The organism is Limnohabitans sp. TEGF004 (genome assembly GCF_027924965.1).
GTDB lineage: Bacteria > Pseudomonadota > Gammaproteobacteria > Burkholderiales > Burkholderiaceae_C > Limnohabitans.
On sequence record NZ_AP027056.1, the window covers coordinates 1863538 to 1882517 of the forward strand.

The 18980-nt window shown below is 51.7% G+C and carries 20 protein-coding genes; 13 read left to right on the top strand and 7 right to left on the bottom strand.

The annotated features are described in order from the left end of the window. Positions 1-9 precede the first annotated feature (9 nt). Genes LINBF2_RS08930 through LINBF2_RS08950 form a run of 5 tightly spaced genes read right to left on the bottom strand, consistent with a single transcriptional unit; the run spans position 10 to position 4024 of the window. Positions 10-726 (bottom strand): 3-oxoacid CoA-transferase subunit A, encoded by a 717-nt coding sequence (locus LINBF2_RS08930; RefSeq protein ID WP_281888268.1) that lies wholly within the window; start codon positions 724-726, stop codon positions 10-12. A gap of 42 nt (positions 727-768) precedes the next feature. Next, complete coding sequence (locus LINBF2_RS08935) at positions 769-1539, bottom strand: alpha/beta hydrolase (protein ID WP_281888270.1); 771 nt, start codon at positions 1537-1539, stop codon at positions 769-771. A 10-nt stretch (positions 1540-1549) separates the two neighbouring features. Then, positions 1550-2539 (bottom strand): tripartite tricarboxylate transporter substrate binding protein, encoded by a 990-nt coding sequence (locus LINBF2_RS08940; protein ID WP_281891316.1) that lies wholly within the window; start codon positions 2537-2539, stop codon positions 1550-1552. Between the two features lie 7 nt (positions 2540-2546). Further along, positions 2547-2825 (bottom strand): muconolactone Delta-isomerase, encoded by a 279-nt coding sequence (gene catC / locus LINBF2_RS08945; RefSeq protein WP_104800961.1) that lies wholly within the window; start codon positions 2823-2825, stop codon positions 2547-2549. Between the two features lie 38 nt (positions 2826-2863). Next, positions 2864-4024 (bottom strand): muconate cycloisomerase family protein, encoded by a 1161-nt coding sequence (locus tag LINBF2_RS08950; RefSeq protein ID WP_104800962.1) that lies wholly within the window; start codon positions 4022-4024, stop codon positions 2864-2866. 178 nt (positions 4025-4202) lie between these two features. Here LINBF2_RS08950 and cynR point away from each other — a divergent pair, with 178 nt between their 5' ends. Further along, on the top strand, positions 4203-5099 hold the full coding sequence (cynR, locus tag LINBF2_RS08955) for a transcriptional regulator CynR (RefSeq protein ID WP_281888272.1): 897 nt from the start codon (positions 4203-4205) through the stop codon (positions 5097-5099). Here the strand turns inward: cynR and LINBF2_RS08960 are convergent. Beyond that, on the bottom strand, positions 5092-6096 hold the full coding sequence (locus tag LINBF2_RS08960) for a LysR family transcriptional regulator (RefSeq protein ID WP_281888273.1): 1005 nt from the start codon (positions 6094-6096) through the stop codon (positions 5092-5094). The two genes, cynR and LINBF2_RS08960, sit on opposite strands and share 8 nt — an antisense overlap. Positions 6097-6334: 238 nt before the next feature. Between LINBF2_RS08960 and catA the strand changes: the two genes are divergently transcribed. The 10 genes from catA to LINBF2_RS09010 all read left to right on the top strand — a co-directional run bounded on the left by catA (position 6335) and on the right by LINBF2_RS09010 (position 15753). After that, complete coding sequence (gene catA, locus LINBF2_RS08965) at positions 6335-7270, top strand: catechol 1,2-dioxygenase (protein WP_281888275.1); 936 nt, start codon at positions 6335-6337, stop codon at positions 7268-7270. A gap of 113 nt (positions 7271-7383) precedes the next feature. Further along, complete coding sequence (locus LINBF2_RS08970; RefSeq protein WP_281888276.1) at positions 7384-8745, top strand: Rieske 2Fe-2S domain-containing protein; 1362 nt, start codon at positions 7384-7386, stop codon at positions 8743-8745. After that, entirely contained in the window at positions 8745-9236 is a 492-nt protein-coding gene (benB, locus tag LINBF2_RS08975; protein ID WP_281888278.1) for a benzoate 1,2-dioxygenase small subunit, read from the top strand. Before LINBF2_RS08970 ends, benB begins: the two co-directional genes overlap by 1 nt. Before the next feature lie 19 nt (positions 9237-9255). After that, positions 9256-10281 (top strand): benzoate 1,2-dioxygenase electron transfer component BenC, encoded by a 1026-nt coding sequence (benC, locus tag LINBF2_RS08980; protein WP_281888279.1) that lies wholly within the window; start codon positions 9256-9258, stop codon positions 10279-10281. 5 nt (positions 10282-10286) lie between these two features. After that, on the top strand, positions 10287-11063 hold the full coding sequence (gene benD / locus LINBF2_RS08985; RefSeq protein ID WP_104800969.1) for a benzoate diol dehydrogenase BenD: 777 nt from the start codon (positions 10287-10289) through the stop codon (positions 11061-11063). Positions 11064-11142: 79 nt separating this feature from the next. Continuing rightward, positions 11143-12315 (top strand): ABC transporter substrate-binding protein, encoded by a 1173-nt coding sequence (locus tag LINBF2_RS08990; RefSeq protein ID WP_104800970.1) that lies wholly within the window; start codon positions 11143-11145, stop codon positions 12313-12315. A 62-nt stretch (positions 12316-12377) separates the two neighbouring features. After that, positions 12378-13262: a branched-chain amino acid ABC transporter permease gene (locus LINBF2_RS08995; protein WP_281888282.1), complete on the top strand. Its 885-nt coding sequence runs from the start codon at positions 12378-12380 to the stop codon at positions 13260-13262. Position 13263: 1 nt separating this feature from the next. After that, positions 13264-14283: a branched-chain amino acid ABC transporter permease gene (locus tag LINBF2_RS09000; RefSeq protein WP_281888284.1), complete on the top strand. Its 1020-nt coding sequence runs from the start codon at positions 13264-13266 to the stop codon at positions 14281-14283. Further along, the gene (locus LINBF2_RS09005) at positions 14280-15035 is read left to right on the top strand and encodes an ABC transporter ATP-binding protein (protein ID WP_281888285.1); all 756 of its coding nucleotides are present in this window, start codon (positions 14280-14282) and stop codon (positions 15033-15035) included. Before LINBF2_RS09000 ends, LINBF2_RS09005 begins: the two co-directional genes overlap by 4 nt. 1 nt (position 15036) lies before the next feature. Beyond that, on the top strand, positions 15037-15753 hold the full coding sequence (locus LINBF2_RS09010; protein WP_281888286.1) for an ABC transporter ATP-binding protein: 717 nt from the start codon (positions 15037-15039) through the stop codon (positions 15751-15753). Between the two features lie 65 nt (positions 15754-15818). Here LINBF2_RS09010 and LINBF2_RS09015 read toward each other — a convergent pair whose 3' ends face one another. Beyond that, positions 15819-16703, bottom strand: a complete 885-nt coding sequence (locus tag LINBF2_RS09015; protein WP_281888288.1) for a LysR family transcriptional regulator — start codon at positions 16701-16703, stop codon at positions 15819-15821. A 107-nt stretch (positions 16704-16810) separates the two neighbouring features. On the opposite strand from LINBF2_RS09015, the gene LINBF2_RS09020 reads away from it, so the two are divergent. Then, positions 16811-17806, top strand: coding sequence for a tripartite tricarboxylate transporter substrate binding protein (locus tag LINBF2_RS09020; protein ID WP_281888290.1), 996 nt, complete (start codon positions 16811-16813; stop codon positions 17804-17806). 1 nt (position 17807) lies between these two features. Next, the gene (locus LINBF2_RS09025; protein WP_281888291.1) at positions 17808-18980 is read left to right on the top strand and encodes a M20 aminoacylase family protein; all 1173 of its coding nucleotides are present in this window, start codon (positions 17808-17810) and stop codon (positions 18978-18980) included.

Genomic DNA, 18980 nt, shown 5'->3' on the forward strand with positions numbered 1-18980 from the left:
AAGTTTTCCTTACGCAGCTTGCTTGAAGCCGCCCGCTTGTGTCGCCACGCGTTCAATCTTCACGATGCGTGAGACGAATATTCCAGGGGTCACGATTGACTCAGGATCCATCTTGCCCAGTTCGACCACATCGTGAACAGTTGCAATGGTGCATTTGGCTGCAGTGGCCATGACAGGTCCAAAATTACGCGCTGCTTTACGGAAGGTTAGGTTCCCCCAACGATCGCCCGTTTCAGCTTTGATCAAGGCCACATCGCCGTAGATTGGATACTCGAGCACATAGTCTTTGCCATTGATACGACGCGTCTCTTTGGGTGTTCCGTCTACATTCAATGACAGCTCTGTTCCGAAGCCAGTTGGCGTGTAGAACGCACCAACACCAGCGCCAGCGGCACGAAGTCGTTCAGCCAAGTTCCCTTGAGGTACCAACTCCAACTCGATCTTTCCGCTTCGATAGAGCTCATCAAAGACGTATGAGTCAGCTTGCCGAGGAAAGCTACAAATGATTTTTCGTACTTGTCCTGCCTTGAGCAAGGCAGCCAACCCGGTGCCTCCGTTGCCAGCGTTGTTGTTGACGACTGTCAGTTCGCGTGCACCATGCTGAATCAATCCGTCGATGAGCTCATTTGGGATACCGGCAGTACCGAAACCGCCAATCAAGACCGTCGATCCGTCTTTGATTCCGGACAAAGCATCAGGAATACTTTTGCAAATTTTGTTGATCATATTTTTATGAAATTTTTCAAATAAAAAGGCGGGGAAATAGACTCAAAGTCTATTTAAAAACTCACCAACAGCGTGTTGGAATTTTTCTGGTTGCTCAAGTGGGCTCAGATGAGATGCATGCTCAAAAATTTCTAATTGCGAACCTGAGATTTCATGATGTATCGCTTCTGCCATCGCTGGCGTTGCCCCCATGTCTAACGCTCCAGCTAAAACCAAGGTGGGGCAGCCGATCAATTTCAAATCATTCAACCAATTGACGCTGGCAACCGCTTGGCAATTGGCAACATAGGCTTTTGCATCGTTAGCCAAAATCTGAGCGCGAAGTGCATCTGTGACTTGAGGGTTGTTTGCTCGAAAATCTTCAGACAAATACCGCTGTGAAATCAGGTCGACAACAGCTGCTATTCCGCGCTGCTCAACAATAGCGATGCGCTCCTTCCAAGCGGCTTGCGCTGCAGGTGCATAACTCCCTACGGTGTGAGCCAACACAAGTCCCCTCACCAAACTCGGGTGCTTGATGGCCAATCCTTGCCCGACCATGCCACCCTGCGACAGGCCTACGAAGACGACAGGACCGCGCTTCCACGCGTTGACGAGTGTGGCTGCATCTTCTACCAAGAGGTCTAAATCAAGCGGGCGCAAGCCGAGCTTAGATCGGCCCTGTCCACGATGGTCATACGCCAATATGGGACGTTGTCCTTTTTGGGCATCTATCCAGCCCGACCACATGGCGTGATCCAGGCCCAAGGCATGGCTCACGACAACTGGAAGTCCTGGTCCATCTGAAAGTTGCACTGAGTAAATATCAGACATTCATTCTCTTTCAGTCAGGCTGGATATTTTTCTCGCGAATGAGCTTTTCCCATTTCGCGCTCTCTGCCAGCAAACTAGAAGCAAATGCTTCTGGTGTGCTGCCAATCGCTTCCGCACCTAATACGGAGAAGCGCGCTTTGACTTCAGTGCGGCTCATCGCCTCGATCAACGCTACATTCATAAATTTCACAATATCGGGCGGCGTTGCTGCAGGCATGAAGACACCAAACCAAGGAGAAAGCACGTACCCTGGAACGCCAGCCTCTGCAATGGTTGGCACTTCTGGCATGGCGGTTGACCGCTTTGACGTGGTGACACCCAAGGCATTCAACTTACCTGCCTGTACATAGGGACGTGCCGATGACACGCTGTCGAACATCATGTCCACTTGTCCACCCAGTAAATCGGAAACAGCAGGGCCACTGCCGCGATAAGGGATGTGTTGGATGTCCAAACCGGTCATGGATGTGAACAACTCACCGGCCAAATGGATTGAAGTTCCGTTACCTGCTGATGCATAGGTCAGCTTTCCGGGTTTTGCCTTGACTTCAGTAATCAAGTCACGCAGGCTTTTTGCTTTCACCTTCGTTGGATTGACCACCAGCATGTTGGGCACGACAGCCAGCATCGACACCGGCGCAAAGTCTTTGATTGGGTCATAGCCCAACTTGGCGTACAAGTGACGATTGGTCACCATACCAATGGATGTGATCACCATGGTGTAACCATCGGCAGGTGACTTGGCCACGAAGTCAACGCCTAAGTTACCACCCGCACCCGCTTTGTTTTCAATCACCACAGGTTGCCCAAACTTGCGCGACAGCTGCTCGCCAACAGAGCGCGCAATACTGTCCATGGCGCCACCAGGTGGGAACGGAACAATCCAGCGGATGGGTTTGTCTGGATAGGCTGCATGCACAGATGAGATGGCCATCCAACCGCAGGCTGCAATAGCCAGCCATTTCAAGCTGACGCTGTTGACTAGTTTGTGAAGTTTCATCATGACCTCAGACAATGGAAGATGGATGTTGAGCCAGAGGTGTGACATGGATCTCCATGTATGGAAACAGAGGCAACGCAGAAAGAAGCTGATGCAACTCATCGTTTGAACTCACATCAAACACACTGTAGTTGGCGTACTCACCGACGACACGCCACAAATGAACCCAACGTCCGTCACGCTGCAGCTCTTGCGAATACGCTTTTTCGAGAGCCTTGATTTCATCCATCTGTTTAGGATCAGCACCTGTGGGAATACGAACATCCATGCGCACGAGATACAACATTAATTTCTCCTTGGGTTAATTGGCTGATTTCAGGATGCTTATTTGCGTCCGAGATCAAAATGTGTGGGGGTCAGGCCTTGCTTCTCTCTGTCGAAGCGATCGAGCTTTTTCTCATCAATCGTGACGCCAAATCCTGGACCATCTGGAATATGCAAATCGAAGTCTTTCACCAACATGGGTGTCTCGACAATGTCGTCAACCAGCAGTTGCGGCCCGAACAATTCGCAACCATGGTGCTTACCTGGGAGCGTCGAGAAAACGTGCGCCGATGCAGCACTGCCCAGCGATGTCTCGAGCATCGTGCCGCCATACCAATCGATGTCAGCAGCCTCGGCAACCGCAGCGACTTTGCGTGTGCGAAGTAAGCCACCATGCTTTGCCACTTTCAGTGAAAAAACATGTGACGCGTTTTGTTTTGACAACATGAGTGCCTCCTGAGGTGTACAAACGCTCTCATCAGCCATGATGAGCGTGCGCATCTGCATACCGACCAACGAAGTCAAACCTTCAATGTTCCACTTTGCAACAGGTTGCTCAATCAAGTCCACACCAGCATCTGCCAATTCGGGGACGTATCTTCGAGCCGTATTGACATCCCAAGCCTGATTCACATCCACCGTGAATCGTGCTTTACCAGCCAATTCGCGCGCGATGGCACTGACCAGTGCGACATCGTCTTGCGGCGAACGTGCGCCAATTTTTATTTTGAAGATGCGGTGACGCCGCTCTTCTAGTTTTCGGTAAGCCTCTTCTAGATCTTTGCCAACATCGCCTGTCGCCAAAGTCCAAGCCAAAGGCAAACGCTCATGCAACTTACCGCCAAGCAATTGCCAAGCTGGCAAATTCTGAGACCGAGCCACTGCATCAATGAGCGCCATCTCAACGGCACTTTTGGCGAAGTAGTTGCCACGGCAGCTTTTATCCATGCGAAGCAAAATCGATTCAAAACCACCTGCTTCTTGGTTGAGAACTGCTGGCGTCAAATACGCCTTGACTGCATGCAAGATGCTCTCGGGGGACTCTTCATTCCAAGACGCACCACCAATGGTGGCCGCCTCGCCCCACCCCACTGCACCGTCGGACAACTCGATCCGAACGATGCAATAACTTTGTTGCTGTATTGAACCAAAGGACAGTTTATGAGGCCGAACTGTTGGAATATCGATGATGCGCGGTTGCAGCGAAATGATGTGAGGCATGGCGTCTTATTCAGTGATGAAATTGGAATGGATGTTTCTTGATCTATCGACGCGCACCGTTTTGAAGAAAATCAAAAATTCAGCACATCGACAACGCAATCCTATGTGTCACAAATCAATTCATCAAATGAATTATTTAGAACATAATGTTCGTTTCAATCGAACTATATTTTGAACCATGGAACTTCGACAACTCAGATACTTCCTCAGTCTTGCCGAAACTGAACATCTCACGCAGTCTGCACAAGCCCTGTTCATCACCCAATCCACACTCTCCCACGGTCTGCGTCAATTGGAAGATGAGTTGGGGACGGTCTTATTTGACCGAATTGGACGAGGTCTCAAAATTTCTCAGGCTGGATTGGCCTACAAAAGTTTTGTAGGCAGAGCAATACAAGAGCTAGAAGCAGGTCGCATGGCGCTCGCTCAATTGAATGGACTGCAATCTGGGACATTGACCGTCGGCGTTATTCCCACGTTCATGGATACCCTTGTGCCTGCTGCTGTGGCGCACTTCAGTGCAAACTACCCTGGCATTCGTGTTTCGATCCGGGATCTTCGTGCTGATCTGATTGAAAAACACTTAGTCTCAGGACAACTCGATGTGGGTATTGCTTTCCATCCAACCCAACATGCAGACATTGATGCCGAGCATTTGTTCAGCGAACAGTTACAGCTGCTCGTCAGCGTGGATCACCGTTTGGCCAAACGCCGTTCGCTGCGCATGCAAGATTTAAAAAACGTCCCGTTGTGTTTGCTGCCCAAAAGTTTTGCGACTCGGCGAATGCTCGATGAAGCTTTCAAATCAGCAAACATCTCACCCGAAATTCGTGTCGAGATGGAATCCGTCAATGCGTTGATCGAGGCCTGCAAAACGGGAACGCTGGCCACGATCGTTCCTGAACGAGCCGCATCTATGAACCAAACGCAATTTCGGGCAATTTCATTACATGCCCCACAGCCTCTGCGACACGCTGGGATTTTGTGGCGCAAGGGCGCATCACGCTCAATGGCAGCCCAAGCCTTCGTGCAGGAACTGGGAAGTCAGACCCAAAGTGGCGGCAAGTTTAGTTAGACGACAGCTTTTGACTGCTTCCTTTTCGTCGACTGACTTTTGTAGACGTTGTGATGGGCACCTCTTTGCCTAACAGGGATGGGAATGCATTGTTCTCTAGGTCTAACCATGGCGGATTCTCTGCATACATTTCCACGATCAGTTCTTTGATAGCAGCGATATACCAAGAATCGTCATTGAGACGATGACTCAAGATGATCGGAGAAGTCGCACGCTCATCATCTATGACGCGATACACCAGATCGGACCTGACCCGAGCCGCTGCAGGAATAATGCACACCCCCATTTCTGATGCCACCAAACCCAGAGCGGCTTGTATCTCACGAACTTCGTGAATTTCACCGAGCTGAATGCCTTGGTCATGAACCAAGCTCAAGACGTGGTCTGCATAACTTGGCCGTGGATCCTTGGGGAAAACAATCAGATTCTGATTGACCAACTCCTTCAGACTGATCCTGCCGCGTGCCTTCGCCAAGGGAGAACTTGGCGGCAAGGCAAGAACCAGACGCTCCTCCCTTAAAACCACGCGAGCCACTGACGTGTCGCCAGTTCGGATCCGCCCGAATCCCAAGTCGATACGCCCTGATTTCAGCTCCGCGATCTGATGCACCGAACTCAGATCGACCAAGTGAATGTCTGTTTCGGGGTAACGCTTGCGAAACATGCGAATCAGCATAGGAAGGCCGCCGTACAAAGTCGATGCGACATAGGCAATTGAAATGGATTGGCGTCGATCTTGACCAACGCGTTTGGCACCCGCTTTCATTTGCTCGACCCGATGAAGCACCTGCAAGGCTTCTTCGTAAAAAACGCGCCCCGCGTCGGTCAAGCGCAAAGGCCTGCTGCTGCGTTGAATCAACAGGACACCGAGCTCCTCCTCAAGGAGCTGAATCTGTCGACTCAGTGGTGGCTGTGCAATGTGCATTTGCTCAGCTGCACGCGTGAAGTTCTTGGTCGTGGCAACTGCTACGAAATAACGTAATTGACGAAGATCCATTAGGGTAATCCATACCCGCTAGATATGGTGCGTTGTAAGTGGCTGATTTTTAACACAAAAACCATTCACTATATGCAAAAGGTATCGCTACGGATGAATTTGGTATTGGATGTATTGATGGCACTGCCCTTTAATTCAACCCATGCAACAAACACGTTAACTAACTCAGACAGTTTTTTGCAATGTGAAGGGGGCGTTCCCCAAGCAACCAAGTAAGACCAACCTCTAGGAGATAACCATGACCGTTCAAATTTTCAAAACAAATGAAGTTCAAGATTTTTTAAAGATAGCCAGTGGCCTGACACAAACAGGCGGCAATCCACGCACCAAAACCATCATTCATCGCATCTTGTCTGACCTGTTCAAGGCCATCGAAGACTTGGACATCACATCGGATGAATACTGGGCCGGCGTTGCTTACCTGAATCAGCTTGGCGCACGCAGCGAGGCAGGCTTGTTGTCTCCTGGTTTGGGACTGGACCGCTATTTCGACATGCGCATGGACGCCGAAGACGCAGCACTTGGCTTGACCGATGGCACACCACGTGCGATCGAAGGACCTCTTTACGTCGCTGGTGCGCCTGTCGTTCATGGCTTTACACGATTAGATGATGGCAGCGATACATCAGGTAAAACTCTCATCATGCACGGCACTGTGTATGGTGCAGATGGCAAGCCTGTGTCGAACGCATCTGTTGAAGTCTGGCACGCCAACACCAAGGGGTTCTATTCTCACTTTGATCCTACTGGCGAGCAAAAGGCCTTCAACATGCGCCGCACCATCATGACCGATGCACAGGGTCGTTATAAGTTCCAGAGCATCGTGCCAGTGGGATATGGCTGCCCACCCGACGGTCCAACTCAGGCGTTGCTGAATCAGTTGGGTCGTCATGGCAATCGTCCTGCGCACATCCACTTCTTTGTCACAGCAGATGGCCACCGCAAGTTGACAACACAAATCAACATTGATGGTGACCCATTGGTGAATGATGATTTCGCGTACGCAACACGAGACGGCTTGGTTCCCCCAGTTGTTGAACACGCGGACGAGGCCAGCATCAAAGCGCATGGTCTGAGTGGCCCATTCTGTGAAATCAAATTCGACATGACGCTGAGCCCCTTGGTCAATGGCTCAGATAACCAGATCGTTGAGCGCCCTCGTCTAGCAGCCTGATCTTCAACCGAGGTGGGCCGAATGACTTTCATTCGGCACCACCAGGCATGACGACAGACGAAAAACCGCAACCTCAGTTGCGGCGGACGCCCCTACCCAAAGGAAACACACCCATGAATACGAACGTATCCGTCGACAAATATGCCGACGTGGAAAACTTATTGAACAACGCCTTGCAAGACGATCCTGAAAACGGCGTTTTTCGTTGCCGTCGCGATATTTTTACGGACGCGGATCTCTTTGAACTCGAGATGAAACACATCTTCGAAGGCAACTGGATTTACTTGGCGCATGAAAGCCAAATCCCAGAGATCAACGACTACTTCACCACCTACATCGGCCGACAGCCAATCGTCATCACTCGTACCAAAGATGGCAGCTTGAACGCTGTCATCAATGCATGTGCGCACAGAGGCGCGATGCTGTGCCGCCGCAAGCACGGCAACAAAGGCAGCTTCACCTGCCCGTTTCATGGATGGACGTTCGCAAACACAGGCAAGTTGCTGAAGGTCAAAGATGAGAAGACCACGGAATATCCCATCCAATTCAACACCAATGGCTCGCATGACCTGAAGAAGGTGGCTCGCTTTGAAAGCTACAAAGGCTTCTTGTTTGGTAGCTTGAACGCTGATGTGCAACCCCTGCAAGAGTTTTTAGGTGAAACGAAAGTGGTGATCGACCAAATCGTTGACCAAGCCGCTGAAGGACTGGAAGTTTTGCGTGGTAGCTCGACTTACACCTACGACGGCAATTGGAAACTTCAAATGGAAAACGGCAGCGACGGTTACCACGTGAGCTCTGTCCATTGGAATTACGCCGCAACGATGGGACGACGCAAAGATGGTGGCACCAAGGCTGTCGATGCAAACGGCTGGAGCAAGAGCGTGGGTGGTGTGTACGGATTTGAAAACGGTCACATCCTGCTGTGGACGAAGACCATGAACCCAGAAGTGCGTCCTGTGTATGACCATCGTGCAGAGCTCAAAGATCGCCTCGGAGAAGCCAAGGCCGATTTGATCGTGAACCAAACACGCAACCTTTGCCTTTACCCGAATGTGTATTTGATGGATCAATTTTCTACACAGATCCGAGTCACGCGCCCCATCAGTGTGGATAAGACAGAAGTCACGATTTACTGTTTCGCACCTAAGGGTGAAAGTGCTGAAAGCCGCGCCACCCGCATTCGTCAGTACGAGGACTTCTTCAACGTCTCGGGCATGGGAACAGCGGATGACCTCGAGGAATTTCGCTCTTGCCAAACAGGTTATGCCGCCAAGGCTGCACCTTGGAATGATTTGAGTCGCGGCGCGCCGCTTTGGGTGCATGGTCCAGATGAAAACGCCCGACAAATGGGTATGACCCCACTGGTCAGCGGCGGTCGAAGTGAAGACGAAGGTCTGTTCGTTTGTCAACACAACTATTGGGCAGAGAGCATGCAAAAAGCGCTGACCAAAGAGCGAGAAGGAGCAAAGTGATGAGCCAAAAATTCAGCGATGTTTGCGGCTTTTTATTCAAAGAAGCGCGCCACCTTGACGACCGCGAGTGGGATGCTTGGTTGGACATGTATGCCCCAGAGGTTCAATACTGGATGCCATCTTGGGACGATGACGATCAGTTGACAGAGGATCCACAAAGTGAGATTTCACTGATTTACTACCCCAACCGCAATGGTTTGGAGGATCGTGTGTTTCGCATCAAGACGGAGCGCTCTAGTGCCTCCATGCCCGAACCACGCACCAATCACATGATCAGCAATGTGGAGATCTTGGCGGACCGTGGTGACTCACTGGACGTCAGATACAACTTCCACACGTTGAGCCACCGCTACAAGGTCACAGATCATTTTTTCGGCGCCATCTTTTTAACGCTAAAGGTGATGGGCGACGACAGTTTCCAAATCACGCGCAAAAAGATTGTCTTAAAGAATGACTACATCAGCCAAGTCATTGACATCTATCACATCTGAGATCAGAAGGGTTCACAAGATGACCAGCTATCGAATAGCCTTGAACTTCGAGGATGGTGTCACACGCTTCATAGAGTGTGGCGCAGACGAAAAAGTGCTCGACAGTGCTTTCAGAAATCGCATCAATTTGCCCATGGACTGCTCGGACGGTGTGTGTGGCACATGCAAATGCCGAGCAGAAAGTGGCTCGTATGACATGGGCGATGAATACATTGATGAAGCCTTGACACAAGATGAAGCCAATGAGGGCTTGGTTCTGACATGTCAAATGGTGCCTAGTTCAGATTGCGTCATCTCGGTGCCTGTGCCCTCCACTGCTTGTAAAACTGGCACGGCGCAGTTCTCTGCCACATTGGCTGAGGTCTCCTCGCTTGGCGATGCTGCCTATGAGTTGGTCTTAGATGCCCCATCGGATGCACCGGACTTCTTACCAGGTCAATACGTCAACATCGGCGTTCCAGGCAGCGACCAACACCGGTCTTACTCGTTCAGTTCAGCACCGGGAAGTGCCCGCATGACTTTCTTGGTCAAGCAAGTTCCTGAGGGGCTGATGAGCGGCTGGTTGAATCGCGCCCAGTCAGGCGAGACGCTTGACATCAAAGGGCCCATGGGCAGCTTTTATCTGCGAACTCCCACTCGACCCTTGCTCTTTCTAGCAGGTGGCACTGGGCTTGCGCCGTTTTTGTCAATGCTAGAAGTCCTTGAGAAACAAGCGCACGCTCTGCCGATTCACTTGATCTATGGCGTGACACGCGATCAAGATTTAGTCATGGTCGATCGTTTAGTGAATTTTGCTAACCGACTGCCCAACTTCACCTTCACCACCTGTGTGGCCGACCCGCAAACAGGCCATGACAAACAAGGATTTGTCACGCAATACATGTCACCAGATGTCTTGCATGACGGCGATGTCGATGTGTATTTGTGCGGTCCGCCTCCCATGGTGGATGCCGTACAAAAACATTTCAAAGACATCGCCTTGAGTCCCGTGAGTTTTCATTATGAAAAGTTCACGCCCAATGCGACCACCCCCATTTCGGAGTAACCCATATGAACAAAGAATTTGCAGGCAAAGTCATGCTCATCACAGGCGCTGCACAAGGCATTGGCCAACGTGTTGCTGAGCTTGCAGCAGCGCAAGGCGCCCGCTTAGCGCTGGTTGACAGATCGCCTCTGGTTCAAGAATTACGCGAGCAGCTGTCAGCCATCACTGAGGTCATTGCCATTGAAGCAGACCTTGAGCAATTTGAGGGCGCAGAACAAGCAGCAGAGAGAACGCATAAGGCGTTTGGTCGGATCGACATTTTGGTGAACAACATCGGTGGCACCATCTGGACCAAACCATTTGAGCACTACGACCCTAAACAGATCGAAGCTGAAGTACGACGCTCGCTATTTCCCACCTTGTGGAGCTGTCGCGCAGTGTTGCCCTACATGCTGAAGAAAAAAAAGGGCGCCATTGTGAACGTGTCCTCCATCGCGACACGCAGCGTCAACCGCGTTCCGTACGGCTCAGCGAAGGGTGGTGTCAATGCATTGACTGCATGCTTGGCATTCGAAAACGGTGAGCGTGGTATTCGCGTCAACGCGATAGCACCTGGTGGAACAGAAGCACCCCCACGTCGCATTCCACGCAACACGTCAAATCTGGGTCGCAAAGATAAAGCTTGGTACCAAGAAATTGTCGATCAAACGATCTCTAGCACCTTGATGAAGCGTTACGGAACGCTCGACGAACAAGCAGAAGCCATCCTCTTTTTGGCTTCAGACCGTTCGTCTTACATCACTGGCACGGTTCTGCCGGTCGGTGGTGGCGACCAAGGTTGATGCATTTTTCCGTTGATAAAACCCCTCACCCACAGATAAAAAGCCGTCACTGATCGGCACATCCCAGGAGACAAACACCATGAATATCTCGCAATTTTCTCGCCGTGCTGCACTCGCCGCAGCGGTTTCATTCACCATTCCAATGGCCATGGCACAGACCTCACAAAAACTCAAGGTTGGTTTCATGTTGCCCGCCACTGGCACTTTTGCCGCATTGGGCACCGCTATTGAAAATGGTTTCAGGCTTTACCTTGCTGAACAAGGTGGAAAGATCGGTGGGCGTGAAGTTGAATTTTTCAAAGTCGACGACGAGTCAGATCCATCTAAAGCGATTGACAACGTCAACAAACTGATCAAACGCGACAACGTGGACGTTTTGATCGGCAGCGTGCACTCAGGCGTCGCAATGGCCATGGCTCGCGTCGCCAAGGGCACCGGCACCTTGATGATCAATCCCAACGGTGGCGCTGACGCCGTCACAGGCTCCATGTGTGCGGTGAACATTTTCCGCAGCAGCTTTAGCAATTGGCAGCCGGGTTTCGCGATTGGTCAAGCCATGGCGGCTAAAGGCCATAAAACCGCAGCCACCATCACTTGGAAATACGCCGCTGGTGATGAGATGGCCAAAGGCTTCAAAGAAGGCTTTGAGAAATCGGGTGGAAAGGTAACCAAAGAATTGACGCTGCCCTTCCCGAACGTTGAATTCCAATCCCTGTTGACTGAAATTGCCTCTGCCAAACCTGATGCTGTTTTCTCCTTCTTTGCTGGCGGCGCTGCCGTGAAGTTTGTCAAAGACTATGACGGTGCTGGCCTGAAGAAAAACATCCCTCTCTTTGGCACTGGCTTTCTGACCGATGGCACATTGGAAGCTCAGGGTGCATCTGCTGAAGGTGTACTGACATCGCTGCATTACGCGGACAACTTAAACACCCCACGTGACAACGCTTTCCGTCTTGCCTATGTGAAGACCTTCAAAATGCAGCCTGATGTGTATGCCGTCCAAGGCTACGACGCTGCGCAAATGTTGGGCATCGGTTTGACTGCGGTCAAGGGTGACGCAAAAAATACGGCAGGCTTTGCCGCTGCACTGACCAAAGCCACCATCGACAGTCCGCGTGGGAAATTCACGATTTCCAAAGCGCACAACCCCATTCAAGACATGTACTTGCGCCAAGTTTCCGGCAAGGAAAACAAGGTGATTGGCATTGCCAGCAAAGCGCTTGAAGATCCTGCAACGGGTTGCCGCCTGTAATTTCGGCCCTTCGTCAACACCCGTCCTTTCCAACCGTGGAAAGGACGTAACGCATCAGCTCTATGGATCTCACAAACTTTCTCATTCAGTGTCTGAATGCGGTGCAGTACGGCTTATTGCTGTTTCTGGTCGCTTCAGGTTTGACACTCATCTTCGGCATCATGGGCGTGATCAACCTAGCGCACGGTAGCTTTTACATGATTGGTGCCTACATGGCCTTCGCGTTGTCACCCATCGTGAGCGGCACCTTTGGCGGAGGGTTCTTTGCGGTTCTATGTGTCGGCGTGGTGCTGTCCGTTCTGTTGGGTTATTTTTTGGAATGGGCGTTTTACAGCTACCTCTACGACCGTGAACACTTACAGCAAGTGCTGATGACATACGGGCTGATTCTCGTGTTTGAGGAACTGCGCAGTTTGCTGGTGGGTGATGATGTGTATGGCGTTCAGGTGCCAGACCTCTTAGCGGGCTCACTGCAACTGGGCGAGGTCATGACCTATCCCATTTATCGACTGTTCGTATCAGCCGTCTGCTTAGGGTTGGCATTGGCCATGTTTTTCGTGTTCACACGAACCCGACTGGGCATGATGATTCGCGCGGGCGCAAGCAACCGCGAAATGGTGCAATCGCTAGGCATTGACATCCAGTTTTTATACCGCGTGGTGTTCGCTGCGGGTGTGGCCATTGCAGCGTTGGCCGGCATGGTGGCCGCGCCAGTGTCATCGGTGTATCCGGGCATGGGCAACCAAGTGTTGATCATCTGCTTTGTCGTGGTGGTCATTGGTGGCATTGGATCTATCAAAGGTGCACTGGCTGCGGCTCTGATGATTGGCGTGGTGGACACCTTTGGCAAGGTGCTATTACCCCAAGCCTCTGGCGTATTGATTTATCTCTTGATGGCTGGGATCTTGTTATGGAAACCAGATGGCCTTTTTAAAGTGGGTGGATGAAATGACTGACAACAAAAACCCAAAACTCCCTTTTGTCGTGCTGTTTTTTGCATCGCTTGCGTGCTTTCCATGGCTGAGCGGCAATTTCGGCATTGATCTGATGAGCAAGATCATGATCTACGCCATCTTGGCACTCAGCCTTGAGTTGATTGTGGGAGGCGCTGGCTTGGTGTGTTTTGGCCAAGCCGCTTTCTTTGGCATTGGTGCTTACGTAGCAGTTCGCGCGTCGTCAGACACTGAAGCCGCATCGCTGGTGTGGTTGTTGCCAGCGGCTGTGCTGGCGGCAGGACTCTATGCCTTTGTGGTCGGCTCCTTGTCGTTACGTACCAAGGGCGCGTACTTCATCATGGTGACGTTGGCATTTGCCCAGATGGCCTACTTTGTGGTGCATGACACCCCACTGGGTGGCGGGTCAGATGGTATTTATCTCAACATCAAGCCTGTCTTGGGAGATCTCATCAACCTTGACTCTCCAACGTCGATGTATTTCTTCACCTTGGCTTGTCTCTTTCTGGTGTTTGTATTTTTAGCGGTGCTTTTACGCTCCCGATTTGGCAGAGCCTTGGCGGGTATTCGGGTCAATGAGCAACGCATGCTCGCCACTGGTTTTTCAACCTACACCTATAAGTTGGCAGCGTTCACCCTCTCTGGCGCCATTGCGGGGTTGGCAGGCTTTTTGTTTGCAGTGAAAGACGGTTTTGTGAACCCCGAGATGATGAGCTGGCACTTGTCAGGTGCGGTCTTGGTGATGATCATTCTGGGCGGCCTTGGCCATCTGCGCGGTGCACTTGTTGGCGCCTTTGCATTTGCGCTGTTGCAAGAATTTTTCAAATCAGAGTCTGTGTTTGGCGAGTTCGCCAAGCACTGGCACTTAGGACTAGGCCTGGCCATCATTGCCACTGTGGCACTTTTACCCAATGGGCTGGTCAGTCTTCCGGGGCAACTGCGAACCCGTTTGGTTGGAGCGCAGTCAGATGACTCAGGGTTGGGTGACCTGACCACCACGAAAGGTACATCATGAAGCCTTCAGAAGTTTTGCTACGCGGCAGCCACATCACACGACGTTGGGGAGGTCTGGTTGCGGTCAACGATGTCTCCATCGAATTGACACGTGGCACTGTGCATGCCGTCATCGGCACAAACGGTGCAGGAAAGTCCACGCTGATCAACATGTTGTCTGGCGAGATTCCAGCCTCCAGCGGCTCAGTGCATTTGATGGGTGAAGATGTGACGCAGTGGACGCAAGCGCGTCGTGCGCGTGCAGGCCTGGGTAGAAGCTACCAAAGAAACACGATCTACCCAACATTCACGGTCTACGAGAACTGCCGATTGGCTGCCCAAGCCCAATCACAAAAACCTTGGCTTTGGTGGCAATCAGCCAATGCATGCCCAGTGACCCAGGCTGCAGCGCACGATGCCGCCAGTCGTGCGGGTTTAGAACACATGCTCGATCGTCAAGCCAACATGTTGTCACATGGTCAAAAGCGTCAACTTGAAATCGCGATGTGCTTAGCGACTCAGCCACAAGTTCTGCTGCTTGATGAGCCACTTGCGGGCATGGGCGCAGAAGAAACAGACCGAATGCTGAAGCTACTCGACACCCTGCGTGCTGAGCACGCCATTTTGTTGGTAGAGCACGACATGGATGCAGTGTTTCGCATTGCCGATGTCATCACGGTGATGGTCAACGGCGTCAAGATCGCTTCAGGTGACGCGGCCTTTATTCGTCAGAGCCCTGAAGTGCGCAACGCTTACCTTGGAGAAGGACACTGACATGACAACCAACGACTATTTGATCGACGCTAAAGGCTTGCATGCCTGGTATGGGTCAAGCCATGTGCTGCATGGCATTGATATCAAGATTCAGCGCAGCCAGACCATGGGCCTACTCGGGCGAAATGGCATGGGTAAAAGCACACTGATCCGAACGCTATTGGGTCATCTCACGCAGCGCGAGGGATCGATCACGCTGTTTGGTGAAGATGCCTCCCGATTCAAACCCCACCAAGTCGCACGTTTGGGCGTTGCCTATGTGCCTGAAGGCCGCGGCATCTTTCCAAATCTGACGGTGCGAGAAAATTTATTGATGTCTGCACGCCCCGGAACCGATGGCCGAAAAGACTGGACCTTTGACCGCGTCATGCAGACTTTTCCACGTCTCACAGAGCGACTAAGCAATATGGGTAACCAGCTATCAGGCGGCGAGCAACAAATGCTATCTATTGGACGGGCCTTGATGACGCACCCTGACTTGATTGTTCTGGATGAAGCCACGGAAGGGTTGGCACCCTTGATCGTGAATGAAATTTGGAACGTCATTGCCAACATCCGGGACAGTGGCATTGCGACGCTCATTGTTGACCGCGACTACCGTCGTGTGTTGGCTCACAGCGATCAAGCGATCGTGCTGCAAAAAGGTTTAGTGGCACTTGCAGGACCGTCTAGCCAAGTGGCAGTTGACGATACCTTACCCAAATTACTTGGCGTTTAAAGGTTGCAGTGAATCAAGACGTCGCTTGCCATCAAGTGGCGTCTTGATGGTCTGAGGGAGCATGGCTAATGCCCGCTCAATATTTCTTTTGTAGCCGTGCGTAAATAGCTGCACAAAGGTGACTCACTGCGGGACCTGAGCGAGACCCAGCCAAACTTTGCCGTTGCATTCAACTCCGGCGACATCTTGAGGGCCACTAAGTCTGGTCCTAAAGATCGAACAGCGACCAAGATGGCATCTGTCGATCGCACCACATCCAGCAAACTTGAAATTTCATCGCAACGCACATTGACCAGAACATCAGGATGTGCATCTGCACCATAACGATCCACCAGGATGCGGGCGACCTCATCGCTGAGAGGTGTTGAGGCAACAGGATAGTCCTTGAGTCTTGCTAACGTGACTTGACGCGCTTTGCTCAAAGGATGGCCTTTGCGACACATGAATGCACCTGGCAGTTCGCACAAACTTTCCACCTCCAGGTCACTGGACGGACTCAAAGACCGAATGTCCAACACCAGCGCATCAAGATGCCGATCACGCAAAGCCTGAACCAACAGAGTTGTATGACCCCTTGCAATTTCTAGATGGGCTTTTGGAAATTCACTGGCAACGTACTTCATCAAAGGCGACGTCAGCAAGGCGCCTGGACCAGACCCCAAACCGACTCTGACCTTACCCGTTTGACCACTGAGCAACTGATGGCTGCTTTGCTTCAAGTTGGTAGCACGGTCAACTAAGTCTCGTGCCTGCACATAGAAGTACTGCCCAAATGCAGTGAGTTCAATTTTTCGCCTCACACGGTCAAAGAGTTGGTGACCAAACTCGTCCTCTATGGACTTGATGCTTCGACTCAGCGCAGGCTGACTCAAGTGCAATTTGACAGCAGACTTGCTGAACGAAGCGGTATTGGCTAGCTCTAAAAAATGTCGCAATTGCACCAAAGTCATCGCGGCTCCAATCAATGCATTTAAATTATGGATTCATTAATTATTATGCATTGGACATACAAACCATCACTTCTTACGATTCATTCATATCAACAAGGAGACAACCCATGACATTCAATCGCCGTACAACTCTGAATCTACTCACAGTGCTATGCAGCCTGTTTGTTACAGCATCAGCCCAAGCAGATGCTTACCCAAGCAAACCCGTCACGCTGTTGGTGCCCTACCCAGCAGGCGGCTTGTCTGATGTGATTGCACGCACGGTCAACAACACATTGTCCAAGAACCTGGGACAAACTGTGATCGTCGACAACTTGGGAGGTGCCAGTGGTTCCATCGCTGCACAAAAAGTGTTGAACGCACCGGCCGATGGTCAGATCATTTTTCAAGGCTCGCCGAACGAATTGATCTTGGCGCCTTTGGCTATTTCTGCTGTGAAGTTCAAGAGCGAAGACTTCCGTTTGGTGCAGATGATCGCGACAGCACAAATTGCATTTTTGGCACGCAAAGATTTGCCCGTGAACTCTGTCGATGAGTTTTTGGTCTACGCTAAAAAAGAAGCACAAGCCGGTCGCCCCATCACCTACGCCAGCGTTGGGCCTGGCAGTTTTTATCACCTGCTGGGTGAGCACTTGTCCAAAGTGACCAACATTCCCATGACGCATGTGCCCTACAAAGGCGCGGCACCTGCAAACCAAGATTTGATGGGCAGCCAAGTCGATATCTTTTTGGCCCCCTTTGGTAAGGCTTATGAGGAGTTGCAAAAGCAAGGCAAGCTCAAAGTGCTCGCCATGCTCAACAGCGAGCGCCTAGAGTCTGTCAAAGACTACCCCGCGATCAGCGAAAGCAAGTCACTCAAGAATTTCACCTTCAACATTTGGACAGGCTACTTTGTAAAAAAAGACACGCCTGAACCTGTGGTTCAAGTCATTCACAAAGCGATCACTGATTCGCTGTCAGATCCTGCCGTCAGAAGTGGTCTGGCCGCCAATAGCCAATTGGTTGCCAAGCCTTTGTCCTTGAAGGCTGTGGATAAAGCCTATGTGGATGGCACGGCACAATTCCGCGCCATCGCGAAATCGATCGACTTGCAGCCCCAGTGATATGACCTACTTGCGTGATGCACTGACCGAGCGAGTGGGTGAATTCATCCAACTGCGCCGCGACATCCACCGCCACCCCGAGTTGGCATTTGAAGAGCACCGCACGTCTGACTTGGTCGCTGCCAAGCTAGAGGGCTGGGGCTATGCTGTTCACCGTGGTTTGGGTGGCACAGGTGTGGTGGGCACATTGACGCGAGGGCAAGGCCGTCGCTTAGGCCTGCGCGCGGACATGGATGCTCTGCCCATTCAAGAAGCGACAGGGGCTGAATGGTCGAGTGTGAAACCCGGCGTGATGCATGCATGCGGCCACGATGGTCATACCGCTATGCTCTTGGCTGCTGCCAAATCGATTGCGCAAGATGCGTCATTCACAGGCACTTTGAACTTGATTTTTCAGCCGGCCGAAGAAGGTGGTGGTGGCGCGGTGCGCATGATCGAAGACGGCTTGTTTGAGCACCATCCGTGCGATGCCGTTTTTGCCATGCACAACATGCCAGGCACACCCGTGGGGCACTTTGTGTTTCGTGACGGTGCAGCCATGGCCTCGAGCGATTACGTGACCATCCGTGTGCACGGCACCGGTGGTCATGGGGCTATGCCCCACAGATCTGCAGACCCCTTAGTGGCGGCATCGTCCATCGTCATGGCGCTGCAAACCATCGTGTCGCGCAACGTCGACCCGCTCGATACGGCCGTCGTCACGGTGGGCGCATTGCATGCAGGTCAAGCCAACAACGTCATTCCTGCGTTGGCCACCCTAGAGCTCAGCGTGCGATCCCTCAACCCAGCCGTGCGATGTTTGCTTGAGCAACGCATCAAAGCTTTGGTGGTGGCTCAAGCCGAGAGTTTCGGCGTGAGTGCCGATATCGATTGGCGTCCCGGCTACTGTGTGCTGGTGAACTCAAAATCTGAAACAGACTTTGCACGACAAGTGGCGCTTGATTTAGTAGGCTCCGAACGCGTGACCTTGCAAGGCCCAGCCTTGACAGGCAGTGAAGACTTTGCGTTCATGCTTGAAAAAATACCGGGCAGCTATTTACTCATTGGCAACGGTGATGCAGACTCAGCTGGTGCGTGCATGGTGCACAACCCAGGCTACGATTTCAATGACGACAACATTGCCACTGGCGCTGCTTATTGGGTCGCGTTGGTAGAAAGATTTCTGGCAAACTGA

Coding starts and splice junctions, on each gene's coding strand:
- LINBF2_RS08960 (WP_281888273.1), bottom strand. CDS start 6,096: ATGGATCTTCGTCAATTACGTTATTTCGTAGCAGTTGCCACGACCAAG.
- catC (WP_104800961.1), bottom strand. CDS start 2,825: ATGTTGTATCTCGTGCGCATGGATGTTCGTATTCCCACAGGTGCTGAT.
- benD (WP_104800969.1), top strand. CDS start 10,287: ATGAACAAAGAATTTGCAGGCAAAGTCATGCTCATCACAGGCGCTGCA.
- LINBF2_RS09005 (WP_281888285.1), top strand. CDS start 14,280: ATGAAGCCTTCAGAAGTTTTGCTACGCGGCAGCCACATCACACGACGT.
- LINBF2_RS09010 (WP_281888286.1), top strand. CDS start 15,037: ATGACAACCAACGACTATTTGATCGACGCTAAAGGCTTGCATGCCTGG.
- LINBF2_RS09000 (WP_281888284.1), top strand. CDS start 13,264: ATGACTGACAACAAAAACCCAAAACTCCCTTTTGTCGTGCTGTTTTTT.
- cynR (WP_281888272.1), top strand. CDS start 4,203: ATGGAACTTCGACAACTCAGATACTTCCTCAGTCTTGCCGAAACTGAA.
- benB (WP_281888278.1), top strand. CDS start 8,745: ATGAGCCAAAAATTCAGCGATGTTTGCGGCTTTTTATTCAAAGAAGCG.
- LINBF2_RS09015 (WP_281888288.1), bottom strand. CDS start 16,703: ATGACTTTGGTGCAATTGCGACATTTTTTAGAGCTAGCCAATACCGCT.
- LINBF2_RS08935 (WP_281888270.1), bottom strand. CDS start 1,539: ATGTCTGATATTTACTCAGTGCAACTTTCAGATGGACCAGGACTTCCA.
- LINBF2_RS08940 (WP_281891316.1), bottom strand. CDS start 2,539: ATGAAACTTCACAAACTAGTCAACAGCGTCAGCTTGAAATGGCTGGCT.
- LINBF2_RS09020 (WP_281888290.1), top strand. CDS start 16,811: ATGACATTCAATCGCCGTACAACTCTGAATCTACTCACAGTGCTATGC.
- LINBF2_RS08990 (WP_104800970.1), top strand. CDS start 11,143: ATGAATATCTCGCAATTTTCTCGCCGTGCTGCACTCGCCGCAGCGGTT.
- benC (WP_281888279.1), top strand. CDS start 9,256: ATGACCAGCTATCGAATAGCCTTGAACTTCGAGGATGGTGTCACACGC.
- LINBF2_RS09025 (WP_281888291.1), top strand. CDS start 17,808: ATGACCTACTTGCGTGATGCACTGACCGAGCGAGTGGGTGAATTCATC.
- LINBF2_RS08950 (WP_104800962.1), bottom strand. CDS start 4,024: ATGCCTCACATCATTTCGCTGCAACCGCGCATCATCGATATTCCAACA.
- LINBF2_RS08970 (WP_281888276.1), top strand. CDS start 7,384: ATGAATACGAACGTATCCGTCGACAAATATGCCGACGTGGAAAACTTA.
- catA (WP_281888275.1), top strand. CDS start 6,335: ATGACCGTTCAAATTTTCAAAACAAATGAAGTTCAAGATTTTTTAAAG.
- LINBF2_RS08995 (WP_281888282.1), top strand. CDS start 12,378: ATGGATCTCACAAACTTTCTCATTCAGTGTCTGAATGCGGTGCAGTAC.
- LINBF2_RS08930 (WP_281888268.1), bottom strand. CDS start 726: ATGATCAACAAAATTTGCAAAAGTATTCCTGATGCTTTGTCCGGAATC.